The organism is Stenotrophomonas sp. 05L414_2 (assembly GCF_056397905.1).
Window position 1 is genome coordinate 1 of the sequence record NZ_JBFTOJ010000065.1, and the last position, 13574, is coordinate 13574.

A 13574-nucleotide genomic window follows, 5' to 3' on the forward strand; every position below is an offset into this window, starting at 1 on the left:
GCCCAGGCCTCCGCGCTGGCGGGCGATGGTGGCTGGGGCCTGATGGCCCAGGCGGGCCAGGTGGCTTGGCAGAGCCTGCTGCAGCACTGGCCGCAGGCGCGGCGGATCGGCGTGGTGGTTGGCAGCGGCAACAATGGCGGCGATGGCTATGTGCTGGCCTGTCATGCGCTGGAGGCCGGGCGGCAGGTGCAGCTGATCGCGCTGCCGGGCAGCCCACCTTCCACGGCGTTGGCGCAGCGCGCCGCAGCGGATTTCAGGTCCGCCGGCGGCACCGTCACTGATTTCAACGGCGAACTGGCCCAGGCCGATCTATGGGTCGATGCCCTGTTCGGCCTTGGCTTCTCCCGGGCACCAGAGGGCGCGGCACTGGCCTTGATCGAGGCGCTGAACGCGCAGCAGGCGCCGGTGTTGGCGTTGGACGTACCCAGCGGTGTCGACGCCGACCATGGCTGCGTGCCGGGCGCAGCCGTACGCGCGGCCCTGACAGTGCAGTTCATCGTCGCCCACCGCGGCCTGTACACCGGCGACGCACTGGAATACACCGGGCGCAGGCACCTGGCACCACTGACGCTGGCCGATGCGGCCTGGCAGGGTGTCGTCGCTGCTGCAGAGTGCTGGACGCAGTCGCGCCTGCCGGATCTGCTGCCGCCGCGCCGTGCCAACAGCCACAAGGGCGAATCCGGCCATGTGYTGTGCGTGGGCGGCAACCATGGCAGCGGCGGTGCCATCGCGATGGCCGCCGAAGCTGCGCTGCGCGCTGGCGCGGGCCTGCTGAGCATCGGCACCCGCCGCGACCATGTCGGCCCGCTGCTGGCGAGGTTGCCTGAAGCGATGACGCACGCGCTGGAAAATGGCTCAGCGCTGCCGGCGTTGCTGGCAAAAGCCAGGGTGGTGGCGATCGGCCCGGGCCTGGGCCAGGACGAATGGGCGCGCGCGCTGTATGCGCGTGTGCTGCAGTCAGGCCTGCCGCTGGTGATCGACGCCGATGCGTTGAACCTGCTGGCGCAGGATGCACATGCGCTGCCCGATGCGATCCTGACCCCGCACCCCGGGGAAGCCGCGCGCCTGCTGGAAACCACCACGGCGGCAGTCCAGGCCGATCGCTATGCCAGCGCGCAGGCGCTGGCCGAGCGCTATCACGCAGCGGTGGTGCTGAAGGGGGCGGGCAGCATCGTCGCCGCGCCCGGCCACACACCGCGACTGATTGCGGCCGGCAACCCGGGAATGGCGGTGGGTGGCATGGGCGACCTGTTGACCGGCATCATCGCCAGCCTGCGCGCGCAGGGCCTGCCTGCGTTCGATGCGGCGGCAGGCGGTGCGCTGCTGCATGCCCTGGCCGGCGATGTCGCCGCCGCCGACGGTGCCCGCGGCCTGCTTCCCACTGATCTGCTGGCGCCCCTGCGGCGGCTGGCCAACCCGGAACGTTCCCGATGACCGAATTCTTCCTTGCTGACAGCAACGCCACCGAACTGCTGGGGCAATGGCTGGCAGCCACCCGTCCGCCGCAGGCGCTGGTCGAGCTGCGCGGTGATCTTGGCGCCGGCAAATCGACCACGGCGCGCGCGCTGTTGCGGGCGCTGGGCGTGCAGGGGGCGATCCGCAGCCCCACCTATACCCTGGTCGAGCGCTATCCGTTGTCCAGTGGCGGCGAGGCCTGGCACATGGACCTGTATCGCATCGGCCAGGCCGGCGAGCTGGATTTCCTCGGGCTGGACGAGGGCAGTGCCGTGCTGTGGCTGGTCGAATGGCCAGAGCGCGGTGCCGGTGCGCTGCCGCCAACCGATCTGGTGGTCGCACTGCAGATTGAAGGTCAGGGGCGTCGCGTGCGTCTCACTGGCATCAGCGACACGGGACGTGAATGGCTGCAGCGGCTTCCCGAAGGTGGCGACTTGCAGGCCCTTTCTGTCGGCTGACGAGAACAAACGCCGGCAGGTTACGGATTATTAAGGAAAAAGGTGTTGCATTCCGTTCAGTGCGGTGATTGAATCCTGAGTCATGCGCCCGGGGAATCGACTCATTGCCATCTGTGCCGCCGTCGGACTTGGTCTGGCGAGCGTCAGTGCGTGGGCCGGTGAGGTCCGCCAGGTGCTGCTCAATACCGGTGCGACCGGAACCCGCGCGGAAATCGCGCTGGTCGGCAGTGGTGGCTACAAGACCCTGTCGCTGGCCGGTCCGAACCGGCTGGTGGTCGATTTCCCTGATTCCAGCGCGGTGCGCAACCTGAAGATGCCGTCGCCGCAGGGCGTGGTGACTGCGGTGCGCACCGGGCAGCCGGTGCCGGGCACTTTCCGTGTCGTATTCGACCTGGCCGAGACGGTCGCCCCCTTCCGCCCGCAGATGCAGCGCGAAGGCAATGAATCCAAGCTGGTGATCGAGTGGCCCGGCGATGGCCCGGCCGTGGCCGCCAGTCGCCCCGCGCCGACGCCTGCGCAGCCGCCAGCGGCATCTTCGGTTAGTCCGGCTCCGGTCCCGGGCCCGACCCCGGCACAAACCGCACAGTCCCGTGGTGATGCCGCGCGAGCCACTGCGCTGTTGACCGCGCAGGTCCAGCAGCAGGCCAGTGCCAGCGCTGCGGCACCCGCCGCGCCGACGCCGGCACCCAGCACCACCCCGGTGCAGATGGCGGCAGCAGGCACCACCGCCAGCAGCACCCCGACGTCGTCGCCGGCAGCCATCCTGGCTGGACAGGCCACCACTGCGGTTGTGGCCACCCAGCCGAAGCCGGTGCCGACACCTGTTGCGCCGACCGAGTCGCCGCGTCCGACCATGCCCAGCGATGCCTCGCGCATACGCATGCAGCCTGGCATGCGTCACCTGGTGGTGGCGATCGATCCGGGCCATGGCGGCCAGGATCCGGGCGCCATCGGCCCGACCGGCAAGCGCGAGAAGGATGTAACCCTGGCGGTGGCGCGTGAACTGGCCCGCCAGGTCAACGCCACGCCTGGCCTGAAAGCCTTCCTCACCCGCGACAGCGATGTGTTCATCCCGCTGCCGATGCGTGCGCAGAAGGCGCGTGCGAACAAGGCCGACATCTTCATTTCGATCCATGCCGACGCCGCCGAAAACCGCTCGGCCACCGGTTCGTCGGTGTATGTGCTGTCGACCAAGGGCGCGTCTTCGCAGCGTGCACGCTGGCTGGCGGACAAGGAAAACGCCGCCGATCTGGTCGGTGGCGTGCGCCTGCAGCAGACCGAAGGCACGCTGGCCAACGTCCTGCTGGACCTGGCCCAGAGCGGTTACATGAAATCCTCCGAAGACGCAGCCGGGCACGTGCTGGGCGGCCTGAAGCGTATCGGCAACAACCACAAGCCGAACATCGAGCGCGCCAACTTCGCCGTGCTGCGCACTTCGGACATGCCTGCGATGCTGGTGGAAACCGCGTTCATCTCCAACCCGGATGAAGAGCGCCGCCTGATCGACCCGGCCTACCAGCGCAAGGTCGCCGGTGCGGTGCTGGATGGCGTGCACACCTTCTTCAGTCGCCAACCGCCGCCGGGCACGTTGTACGCCGCGCGCGCGCAGGCCGAGATCGACGCTGCAAGCACCGTGGCGGGCGGCAGCAAGTAACCCGCTGGATCGCTCGCGTCCGCTGGAGCCAGGCCACGCTTGGCTGGCTGGCGCCGCGTACGGTGGATCTCGACTCTCCTTGGCGCCGCTCCGCTATCATCGTGGCATGACGTCTGCCTGCCTTGCCTGCCCATGAACGCGCCCGATCCGCGTCCGATCCGGCCGCTGCCGGAAATCCTGATCAACCAGATTGCCGCCGGTGAAGTGGTCGAACGACCCGCATCGGTGGTCAAGGAACTGGTTGAGAACGCGATCGATGCCGGCGCCAGCCGCGTCGATATCGAGTTGGAAGAAGGCGGTGTGCGCCTGATCCGCATCCGCGACAACGGCAGCGGCATTGCCGCAGAACAGTTGCCGCTGGCGGTTTCGCGGCACGCCACCAGCAAGATCGCCAACCTGGATGAGCTGGAAGCAGTGGCCACGCTGGGTTTCCGTGGCGAAGCGCTGCCGTCGATCGCCTCGGTCAGTCGTTTCACCCTGGCCTCGCGCCGTGCCCATGATGAGCACGGTTCGGCACTGCAGATCGAAGGCGGCAAGATCGGCGAGGTGACCCCGCGCGCGCATGCGCCCGGCACCACGGTGGAAGTGCGCGAGCTGTTCTACAACGTGCCGGCGCGGCGCAAGTTCCTGCGCGCCGAGCGCACCGAACTGGGGCATATCGAAGAGTGGCTGCGTTCGTTGGCRCTGGCCCGTCCCGATGTCGAGCTGCGCGTCTCGCACAACGGCAAGGCCTCGCGTCGCTACAAGCCAGGCGACCTGTATTCGGACGTGCGCCTGGCCGAGACCCTGGGCGAGGACTTCGCCAACCAGGCTGTGCGCGTGGACCACAGCAGTGCCGGCCTGCGCCTGCATGGCTGGATCGCGCAGCCGCATTATTCGCGCGCCAGCACCGACCAGCAGTACCTGTACGTCAACGGACGTTCGGTACGTGACCGCAGTGTCGCCCATGCAGTGAAGATGGCCTACGGCGACGTGCTGTACCACGGCCGCCAGCCAGCGTATGTGCTGTTCCTGGAGCTGGACCCGACGCGCGTTGATGTGAACGTGCATCCGGCCAAGCATGAGGTGCGCTTCCGCGATTCGCGGCTGGTGCATGACTTCGTCTACCGCACCCTGAAGGATGCACTGGCCGACACCCGTGCCGGCATGACCGCGCAGGAGATCGGTGCCGGCGCGGCGCATCCGGCCGAAGGCGACCCTGCGGCGGCGATGCCGGGCGCGACGGCGTCCAGCTTCGGCTACGTACGCGGCCCGGCGCCCGGTGCCGGGCAGGGCGGCGGTGGTGGTGGCGGCTTCTCTGGCTGGCGCCCGCAGCAGCCGCTGGGCCTGCAGGTGGCCGACGCACCCGCCGCCTATGCTGCGTTGTATGCGTCGCCAGCGGGTGCCGAGCGCGGTGCGGCACTGCCGCCGATGCCGATGGAGAACGGATTGCCGGTCACCAGTGCCGACGCCGGCGTACCTCCGCTGGGTTACGCCGTTGCCCAGCTGCATGGCATCTACATCCTGGCCGAGAACGCCGAAGGCCTGATCGTGGTCGACATGCATGCGGCGCACGAACGCATCGGCTACGAGCGGTTGAAGAATGCGCACGATGGCATCGGCCTGCAGTCGCAGCCGTTGCTGGTGCCGATCACCCTGGCGGTGGGCGAGCGCGAGGCCGATACCGCCGAGGCGGAGGCCGATACGCTGGCTGCGCTCGGATTCGAGATCACCCGCGCGGGACCGGGCGCACTGCACGTGCGCAGCATCCCGGCGCTGCTGGCCCATGCCGAGCCCGAAGGCCTGCTGCGCGATGTGCTGACCGACCTGCGCGAGCACGGCCAGAGCCGTCGCATCGCCACTGCGCGCGATGAGCTGCTGTCGACCATGGCCTGCCATGGCGCGGTGCGTGCGAACCGGCGCCTGACCGTGCCGGAAATGAACGCGCTGCTGCGCGACATGGAAATCACCGAGCGGTCCGGACAGTGCAACCACGGCCGACCGACCTGGGCCCGTTTTTCGCTGGCGGAGATCGACCGCTGGTTCCTGCGCGGACGTTGAGGGGAGCACCGATGCGATTTTGCCGAATGGGCAGCCTGCTGGCGGCCCTGTTGTTGGTGGCCTGCAGCCCGGCACCCACGCCGGCACCGGCCGCCGTTGAGGATCCGGCCTTCGCCGCACAGCAACAGCAATGGCGGGTGCTGCGCTACCAGGACCTGACCCGGCCCGATGGCTGGACCGCGCTGGTCGGCCTGCACTGGTTGCAGAACCGATCGCACTTCGTCGGCAGCGGCGACACCAGCGGCATCCGCCTGGCGGTGGGGCCGGCCAAGCTGGGCCTGCTGCGCCGTGAAGGCGACCAGTGGTGGTTCACGCCGGAGTCCGGCACGGATGTCACCCTTGATGGACAGCCCGTGCGCGGGCGTGTGCGCATGGATACCGACAAGGATCCGCAGCCGACCCTGCTGGCCTTCGATGGTGGCAAGGGCCAGCTCAGCCTGATCCGTCGCGGCCCGCGTGACGCACTGCGGGTCAAGCATGCCGATGCACCGGCGCGCCGCGATTTCGCCGGCCTGCAGTACTGGCCCGGTGGCCCGCAATGGCAGGTGCAGGCGCGCTTCATCGCGCATCCGCCAGGCAAGACCCTGCCGATCGTGGACATCACCGGCCTGACCACCGAGATGCCCAACGCCGGTGCCGTGGAATTCGATCGCGACGGCCGCAGCTGGCGGCTGGAAGCGATCGGCGAACCCGGGCAGCCGCTGTTCCTGATCTTTGCCGACCGTACCAGTGGCCACGGCAGCTACCCTGCCGGCCGCTATCTGGATACCGATGCGCCCACGGCCGACGGCCACGTGACGATCGACTTCAACCACGCCCACAACCCACCGTGCGCGTTCACCGCCTATGCGACCTGTCCGTTGGCGCCGCCGGAAAACCGCCTGGACCTGCGCGTGGAAGCGGGTGAGAAAACGTATCACCTGCCTGAAGGAGAGGGTTGAACATGTTGATGAAACTGTTGCTGCGCAGTGCCGTTTTTCTCGCTGCCTGCGCCGTCGGTCCGTTGGCCGTCGCGCGCGATGCGCCGGCCGAAGCCACGGCCGGCAAGCCGCCGGTGCCGCTGCTGTGGAAGGTCACCGGGCAGGGAGACGCACGCCTGTACCTGCTGGGTTCCTTCCATCTGTTGAAGCCGCAGGACTATCCACTGTCGACCGAGGTCGAGCAGGCATTCGAAGCCTCGCAGCGTGTGCTGTTCGAAGTGACCCCTGAGGAACTGCAGTCGCCACAGATGGCCAGCCAGATGGTGCAGGTGGCTACCCGCAAGGACGGCAGTGAACTCAAGCGTGACCTGGATGCGCCGACCTGGCAGAAGCTGCAGGCCTATGCGACGCAGAACCAATTGCCATTGGCGCAGTTGCAGGGCATGAAAGCGTGGTTCGTCGGCCTGACCATCACCGTCGGGCAGATGCAGAAACTGGGCCTGGACCCCGAACTGGGGCTGGACCGGCACTTCATGCAGCGGGCGCAGAAGGCCGGCAAGAAGACCGCAGGCCTGGAAGACATGTCCAGCCAGATCAACCTGCTTGATGGCATGAGCGTGCAGGAGCAGCGGCAGATGCTGTCCGAGGCGCTGGACGAAGCGGGCAAGGGGGACGCCCAGGCGCAGATGCTGCATGAGGCCTGGCGCCGCGGCGACGATCGCCTGCTGTGGAGCCGGATGGGCGTGGAGATGCGCCAGAAGTATCCGCAGCTGTACCAGCGCATCAATACCGACCGCAACGATGCATGGGTGCCCAAGCTGCTGCCGTACCTGCAGGCCGGGCAGGGCGGCACGCTGGTGGTGGTGGGCGGCCTGCACCTGCTGGGCAACGACGGCGTTGTCGAGAAGCTGCGGGCGAAGGGGTACAAGGTCGAGCGGGTCTGCAAGGGCTGCAGGAAGTAGAACCACGCCCCGCGTAGAGGCGTTCAAAACAGAACGGCGCGCTCATGGCGCGCCGTTTTCGTATCCGCCGGGGCGGGGGCTCAGCGGCGGGTCTTGCCGCCGGTGCCGGTGCCGCCGGTCGGATCGTTCGGCTTGCCGGCCGTACCGGCGCCGGTGCCCGTTCCGGTGCCACCCGGACGCGGGCCACCGAAACCGCTGCCCATGTTGCGCTGGAATTCCTGCCACAACTCCAGGTTGCGCTCGGTCAGCTGGTTCATCATCGCCCACGGCGTCTGCCCCAGCAGGTTGCCCATCTGCTGGCGGAACTGCTGCTGCTGGTCGAGGAAGACCTGCATGCTGCGCTCCAGGTAGTTGCCCATGAAGCCCTGCAGGGAATCGCCGTAGAAGCGGATCAGCTGGCTCAGCAGCTGGGTGGAGAGCATCGGTTCACCGTCCTGCTCCTGGTCGGCGATGATCTGCAGCAGGACCGATCGGGTCAGGTCGTCGCCGCTCTTGGCGTCGCGGACTTCGAAGTCTTCGCCGTCGAGGATCAGCTGGCGCACGTCCTCGATGGTGATGTAGCTGGAGATCTCGGTGTCGTACAGACGGCGGTTCGGATACTTCTTGATGATGCGGGTCGCAGCCATGAAGCGGTACTCGTCACAGTAGACGCGCAGCATGGCGCAGTGCAGCAGCGGTTGCAACCGCCCCAGCCCCCGCCAGGCTTGGCTTTCCGTCGCCGGAATGTTGCGCAGCAAGGCTTTGCGTGCTGCGCAGCATGACCAACGGCAGGGTGCAGCACGGGCTTTCAGGCCCTGGCGCCGTTTACCAGCCCATGTGATGGCCGCCGTTGATGTCCAGGTTGCTGCCGGTGATCCACGAGGCCTCTTCGGCCACCAGGAAGGACACGCCGTAGGCGATTTCTTCCGGCTTGCCCAGACGCCCGGTCGGGATGTCGGCAATGATCTTGGCGCGCACTTCCTCGGGCACCGCCATCACCATGTCGGTGGCCACGTAACCGGGCGAGATCGTGTTCACGGTGATGCCGAAGCCTGCGTTCTCGCGCGCCAGCGAGATGGTGAAGCCATGCATGCCGGCCTTGGCGGCGGCGTAGTTGGCCTGCCCGTACTGGCCCTTCAGGCCGTTGATCGAGCTGATCTGGATGACCCGGCCCCAGCCGCGTCGACGCATGCCCTCGATGACCGGACGGGTGACGTTGAACACCGAGTTGAGGTTGGTGTTGATCACATCGTGCCACTGCTCCGCGCGCATGCGGTGGAAGGTGGTGTCGCGGGTGATGCCGGCGTTGTTGACCAGGATCTCGACCGGGCCCAGTTCGGCCTCGACCGCGCGGATCAGGCCTTCGGCGCTGGCAGAGTCGGAGACATCGCCCGGGAAGATCGCCACGTGGTAGCCGCGTTCGGTCATCGCCTGCTGCCAGGCGCGGGCCTTGGTCTCATCGCGGTAGTTGGTGGCGACCCGGTGGCCCTGGTCGGCCAGGCGTTGGCAGATGGCGGTACCGATGCCGCCGGTTCCGCCGGTGACCAGTGCGACGCGAGATGTCATGGAAAGCTGTCCGGATGTCAGGTGGGGGAAGGGGGATTCTGCAACATCGGCGCGGAAAGTGCGCCGGCCGGCAGCAGAATGTCCGCGCGCGGCAGCAGGCGGGGGTTGAAGCTGCGCTGCGCGGCGGCCAACAGCGCGTCGCGGTCGTCGATGCCGTCCAGTGCGGTGCCCGGCTGGCCCAGCAGTTCCCACAACCGGCGCAGCACCGGTACCGGCGCGCCGGCATCCACCGGCAGCGCGGCCAGTGACTTGGACAGTTTGTGGCCCGGTGCATCCAGCAGCAGCGGCAGGTGCCAGTAGCGCGGCGTCGGCAGGTCCAGCGCCTGCTGCAGCAGGATCTGCCTGGCGGTGGAATCGAGCAGGTCGGCGCCGCGCACGACTTCGTTCACGCCCTGCGCGGCATCGTCGACGACCACCGCCAACTGGTAGGCCCAGCAGCCGTCGGCGCGGCGCAGTACGAAATCACCGACCTCGGCATGGACATCCTGTTGCTGCGGGCCGCGCAGGCCATCCTCGAACCGCACGATGCTGCCGGGCGGCACGCGGAAGCGGACGGCTGGGTCCGGTCTTGCCTGCCGCGCGACGCAGCGATGGTGGATGCCGCCATTGGCGGCCAGATCGCTCCGACTGCAGTGGCAGACAAATGCGTCGCCATCGGCCAGCAGGCGGTCCAGCGCCGTCTGGTAGGCGTCGCCACGCGCGCTCTGCCAGATCACCGGCCCGTCATGAAGCAGGCCGAAGGCGGCCAGCGCCTGCAGTTGCGCCTGTGCGGCGCCGGCCACCGTGCGGGGTGGATCGACGTCTTCGATGCGCAACCGCCACAGGCCGCCATGGTGGCGCGCAAGCAGCCAGCTGCCGAAGGCGGCAAGCAGCGAGCCGGGATGCAGCAGGCCGGTGGGCGAGGGCGCGAAGCGGCCGCAGGAGAGGGAGGAGGTCATGCAGCTGAATCGTCGGTCAGGTTGGCGCTTGAATTCAAGCTGACTGCACCGCAGATTGACGGATATCGACCCCTTCCGAGCCGGAATTTCCCATGTTCACCCGTATTGCCCTCTTTCTAGCGACCAACCTCGCGGTGCTGATCCTCGCGAGCATCGTGATGTCAATCCTGGGCGTGGACTCCCGTTCGATGAGCGGCCTGCTGGTCATGGCTGCCATCTTCGGTTTTGGTGGTTCGCTCATCTCGCTGCTGCTGTCCAAGTGGATGGCCAAGCGCTCCACCGGTGCGGTGGTGATCACCGAGCCGCGCAACCAGACCGAGCGCTGGCTGCTGGCCACCGTCGAGCGCCAGGCCAAGGCCGCCGGTATCGGCATGCCGGAAGTGGCGGTGTATGACGGCCCGGAGATCAACGCGTTCGCCACCGGTGCCAACCGCAACAATGCGCTGGTGGCGGTGTCCACCGGCCTGCTGCACAACATGAGCGAGGATGAAGCCGAAGCCGTGCTCGGCCACGAGATCGCCCACGTCGCCAACGGAGACATGATCACCATGGCGCTGCTGCAGGGTGTGCTGAACACCTTCGTGATCGTGCTGGCCCGCGTAGTCGGCGGGGTGATCGACAGCGCGCTGTCGGGCAACCGCGAAGGTGGTGGCCGTGGCTTTGCGTATTACATCATCGTGTTCGTGCTGGAGATGGTGTTCGGCCTGTTCGCCACGATGATCTCGATGTGGTTCTCGCGCCACCGCGAATTCCGTGCCGATGCCGGCGGTGCATCGCTGGCCGGCCGTCAGAAGATGATCTCGGCGCTGGAGCGGCTGCAGCTCAACCACGGCCAGAGCACCCTGCCGACGCAGATCGCCGCGTTCGGTATTGCCGGGTCGACGGCGAAGAAGCTGTTCATGAGCCATCCGCCGCTGGAAGAGCGCATCGCCGCGCTGCGGGCGTCGACCATGGCATAAGCCTCCGCTTGTAGAGCAGTGCAGGAACGCCTGGCCTCGCGCCGGGCGTTTTTGTTTGCGCGCCCACGCGTCGGTAGCGCCGGGCCATGCCCGGCGGATCGTTTCCGCGACCGCGGAGGGGCGTCACTTTTCTTTTCGCGCGAAAAGAAAAGTAACCAAAAGAAACGCGCCGCCGGCCGCGAGCCGTCGCTACGCGCCGGTACCCTGCGCTTCTCGGTCCGCCGAGGGACGGTGCGGGAACTCGCTGCGCTCAGACACCCGCACCTCTTCGCCCTCGCCGGACCTGCGGTGCTCGGCTCGCTGTAAGGCGGGCCGGAAGRTCAAGAYCAACRGCAAGAGCATCCACGCATGGCGTGGATCTACTGGGTGCAGCTGTGGCGTTTGATCTTGGGTCCGCCTTGCAGYGAGCCGAGCATCGCAGGGGAATCAGGGGCGCAGAGGCGCCGATGCCTGAGCGCAGCGAGTTCGGCGCCGTTCCCTGGTTCGCCGAGAAGCGCAGGGGACCGGTGCGTAGCACCGGCTTGCGTACTGGCGGCGTGTTTCTTTGGTTACTTTCTTTATGGCGCACATCCCTGTGCGCCACCCTACGGGCCGGCTCCGCCGTTCCGCGCTGCTCCTGCARCACGGTGCACGAGCAAAGAAAGTAACACCCCTCCGCGGTCGCGGAAATGATCCGCCGGGCATGGCCCGGCGCTATCGACGCGTGGGCGCACAAACGAAAACGGCACCTTCGCAGGTGCCGTCTCCATGAACCGCTTTACGCGCGAAATCAGAACTTCGCGTCGAACTCGGCAGCGTAACCCGTGTTGACCAGTACCTTCTGCAGCGACTCGGCCACCTTCAGGTTGCCGGCCACGATCTGCTGGGTGTCCGGGCCGCGGTTGTCCATGCGGGCCGGGGTCGCGCCCTTGAAGTCGCAGACTTTGCCACCGGCTTCGCGCACCAGCAGCACGCCGGCAGCGATGTCCCAGGCCTTCACGCCGGCCTCGAAGTAGGCGTCGGCGCGGCCACAGGCCACGTAGGCCAGGTCCAGCGCGGCCGAACCCGAGCGGCGGATGTCCTCGGCGTGCACCAGCAGGGCGTCCAGCGACTTCAGCTGCGCACTGGCGCGGGCACGCTCGCGCGGGGCAAAACCGGTGTGGATCATGGTGCCTTCCAGATCCTTGCGGTCGGCCACGCGGATGCGGCGGTCGTTGAGCACGGCGCCGGCACCACGGCTGGCAGTGAACAGTTCATTGCGCAGCGGGTCGAAGATCACCGCGTCGGTCGGCTCGCCGTTCTCGACCAGAGCGATCGACACGCAGTAGTGCGGCACGCCGCGCAGGTAGTTGCTGGTGCCGTCCAGCGGGTCGATGACCCACATGTGGCGACGCTCGCTCTGCACGCCACCTTCTTCACCGAAGATGCCGTACTCGGGGTAAGCGCGCTTGAGTTCCTTGACGATCACCTTTTCCGCGTCCGCATCGACTTCGCTGGCGTAGTCCATGCGGCCCTTCTGGACTACATTCAGTGCCTCGAGCTTGTTGATGTTGCGCAAGAGGACGTTGCCGGCGAGGCGGGCGGCCTTGACCATGACGGTGACGGCGGGTTTCTGCATGGCATGGGCTCCCGGAAGGGCAGAAGAGAAGGGCTGGCGGGGGAAAAGAGCGGGTCCGGCGCAGTGGCCGGCCGCACAGTTTACCATTGGTCTTCGTCCAGCTCGACATTTTCCCTGTTCATGTCCCAGTTTCCTGTCGCCACCCGTCTCCGATTCGTCCTTGTCGGCACCCAACACCCCGGCAACATGGGGGCCGCCGCCCGTGCCCTGAAGACCATGGGCCTGGCCCGCCTGGTCCTGGTGGCGCCGGAGAAGCCGCTTGATGAAGAGGCCTTCCGGCGCTCGGCCGGTGCCGAGGACGTGCTCGGCGACGCACCGGTGGTGGCCACGCTGGCCGAGGCCGTGGCCGACTGCCGCTTCGTGCTGGGGTGCACCGCACGTGCGCGCCGGGTCCAGCTGGAGGAGTTCCTGCCGGCAGATGCCGCCGCCCGCGCAGTGGCCAAGGCCAGCGAGGGTGCCGAGGTGGCGCTGGTGTTCGGTCGCGAGCGTACCGGCCTGACCAACGAGGAGCTGCAGCTGTGCCATGCCGCCGTGCACATTCCGTCCGACCCGGAGTTCAGCTCGCTCAACCTGGCCGCCGCAGTGCAGGTGCTTGCCTATGAAGTGCGCATGCAGTTGCTGGGCGCACAGCCGGTGGCCCCGACCGAGCCGGACAACCGCGAGCAGGCTGCCAGCCACGATCAGATGGAGAGCTTCTTCGCCCAACTTGGCGAGACTCTGGACGAGATCGATTTCCACAAGGGACGCGCGCCCGAGTCGGCGATGCGCAAGCTGCGCCGCCTGTTCCTGCGCAGCGAGCCCAGCGAGCAGGAAGTGCGCCTGCTGCGCGGCATCCTGGCCGATACCCAGCGCATGGCGCGGCTGGCGCAGAAGAACGGCAAGGACAGCTGACGACGGTCTCACTTTTTCGGGTAGTCTGTCCGGATACCCCGGGGGGATGATGCTTGTGTCGGGTCTGCGTAGGGCAATGCAGGGGGAACTGCTGCGCCTGGCCTTGGCCCTGCTGGCCGGGACGGCGCATGCTGCGCCCGGTTCACAGAAGGGGC

12 protein-coding genes are annotated in these 13574 nt (G+C 67.7%); 8 read left to right on the plus strand and 4 right to left on the minus strand.

The genetic code is table 11. From position 1 onward, the window contains the following. The 6 genes from AC1DJN_RS10965 to AC1DJN_RS10990 all read left to right on the plus strand — a co-directional run. The coding region (locus tag AC1DJN_RS10965) for an NAD(P)H-hydrate dehydratase (protein WP_478039203.1) at positions 1-1434 on the plus strand (1434 nt) is incomplete at its 5' end. After that, positions 1431-1913 (plus strand): tRNA (adenosine(37)-N6)-threonylcarbamoyltransferase complex ATPase subunit type 1 TsaE, encoded by a 483-nt coding sequence (gene tsaE / locus AC1DJN_RS10970; RefSeq protein ID WP_333623444.1) that lies wholly within the window; start codon positions 1431-1433, stop codon positions 1911-1913. The genes AC1DJN_RS10965 and tsaE, both read left to right, overlap by 4 nt. A gap of 82 nt (positions 1914-1995) precedes the next feature. After that, a complete protein-coding gene (locus AC1DJN_RS10975; protein ID WP_478013591.1) occupies positions 1996-3567 on the plus strand; it encodes an N-acetylmuramoyl-L-alanine amidase in 1572 nt (523 codons plus the stop codon). Between the two features lie 132 nt (positions 3568-3699). Continuing rightward, the gene (mutL, locus tag AC1DJN_RS10980) at positions 3700-5607 is read left to right on the plus strand and encodes a DNA mismatch repair endonuclease MutL (protein WP_032978685.1); all 1908 of its coding nucleotides are present in this window, start codon (positions 3700-3702) and stop codon (positions 5605-5607) included. Between the two features lie 11 nt (positions 5608-5618). Then, positions 5619-6548, plus strand: coding sequence for a DUF1684 domain-containing protein (locus AC1DJN_RS10985; protein WP_032978687.1), 930 nt, complete (start codon positions 5619-5621; stop codon positions 6546-6548). A 2-nt stretch (positions 6549-6550) separates the two neighbouring features. Next, positions 6551-7489, plus strand: coding sequence for a TraB/GumN family protein (locus tag AC1DJN_RS10990; RefSeq protein WP_032978689.1), 939 nt, complete (start codon positions 6551-6553; stop codon positions 7487-7489). 80 nt (positions 7490-7569) lie between these two features. Here AC1DJN_RS10990 and phaR read toward each other — a convergent pair whose 3' ends face one another. The 3 genes from phaR to gluQRS all read right to left on the minus strand — a co-directional run bounded on the left by phaR (position 7570) and on the right by gluQRS (position 9972). Further along, positions 7570-8115 (minus strand): polyhydroxyalkanoate synthesis repressor PhaR, encoded by a 546-nt coding sequence (phaR, locus tag AC1DJN_RS10995; protein ID WP_025876379.1) that lies wholly within the window; start codon positions 8113-8115, stop codon positions 7570-7572. Between the two features lie 178 nt (positions 8116-8293). Next, positions 8294-9034, minus strand: a complete 741-nt coding sequence (gene phbB, locus AC1DJN_RS11000; RefSeq protein WP_025876381.1) for an acetoacetyl-CoA reductase — start codon at positions 9032-9034, stop codon at positions 8294-8296. 17 nt (positions 9035-9051) lie between these two features. Continuing rightward, the gene (gluQRS, locus tag AC1DJN_RS11005; protein WP_442252118.1) at positions 9052-9972 is read right to left on the minus strand and encodes a tRNA glutamyl-Q(34) synthetase GluQRS; all 921 of its coding nucleotides are present in this window, start codon (positions 9970-9972) and stop codon (positions 9052-9054) included. Between the two features lie 92 nt (positions 9973-10064). On the opposite strand from gluQRS, the gene htpX reads away from it, so the two are divergent. After that, positions 10065-10931: a protease HtpX gene (gene htpX / locus AC1DJN_RS11010; RefSeq protein ID WP_154880863.1), complete on the plus strand. Its 867-nt coding sequence runs from the start codon at positions 10065-10067 to the stop codon at positions 10929-10931. Between the two features lie 769 nt (positions 10932-11700). Here htpX and AC1DJN_RS11015 read toward each other — a convergent pair. Next, the gene (locus AC1DJN_RS11015) at positions 11701-12528 is read right to left on the minus strand and encodes an inositol monophosphatase family protein (protein ID WP_025876387.1); all 828 of its coding nucleotides are present in this window, start codon (positions 12526-12528) and stop codon (positions 11701-11703) included. 120 nt (positions 12529-12648) lie between these two features. Here AC1DJN_RS11015 and AC1DJN_RS11020 point away from each other — a divergent pair, with 120 nt between their 5' ends. Continuing rightward, positions 12649-13419: an RNA methyltransferase gene (locus AC1DJN_RS11020; protein ID WP_442252116.1), complete on the plus strand. Its 771-nt coding sequence runs from the start codon at positions 12649-12651 to the stop codon at positions 13417-13419. Positions 13420-13574: the final 155 nt, after the last annotated feature.

Coding starts and splice junctions, on each gene's coding strand:
- AC1DJN_RS10985 (WP_032978687.1), top strand. CDS start 5,619: ATGCGATTTTGCCGAATGGGCAGCCTGCTGGCGGCCCTGTTGTTGGTG.
- gluQRS (WP_442252118.1), bottom strand. CDS start 9,972: ATGACCTCCTCCCTCTCCTGCGGCCGCTTCGCGCCCTCGCCCACCGGC.
- tsaE (WP_333623444.1), top strand. CDS start 1,431: ATGACCGAATTCTTCCTTGCTGACAGCAACGCCACCGAACTGCTGGGG.
- AC1DJN_RS11015 (WP_025876387.1), bottom strand. CDS start 12,528: ATGCAGAAACCCGCCGTCACCGTCATGGTCAAGGCCGCCCGCCTCGCC.
- htpX (WP_154880863.1), top strand. CDS start 10,065: ATGTTCACCCGTATTGCCCTCTTTCTAGCGACCAACCTCGCGGTGCTG.
- AC1DJN_RS10975 (WP_478013591.1), top strand. CDS start 1,996: ATGCGCCCGGGGAATCGACTCATTGCCATCTGTGCCGCCGTCGGACTT.
- phaR (WP_025876379.1), bottom strand. CDS start 8,115: ATGGCTGCGACCCGCATCATCAAGAAGTATCCGAACCGCCGTCTGTAC.
- phbB (WP_025876381.1), bottom strand. CDS start 9,034: ATGACATCTCGCGTCGCACTGGTCACCGGCGGAACCGGCGGCATCGGT.
- AC1DJN_RS11020 (WP_442252116.1), top strand. CDS start 12,649: ATGTCCCAGTTTCCTGTCGCCACCCGTCTCCGATTCGTCCTTGTCGGC.
- AC1DJN_RS10990 (WP_032978689.1), top strand. CDS start 6,551: ATGTTGATGAAACTGTTGCTGCGCAGTGCCGTTTTTCTCGCTGCCTGC.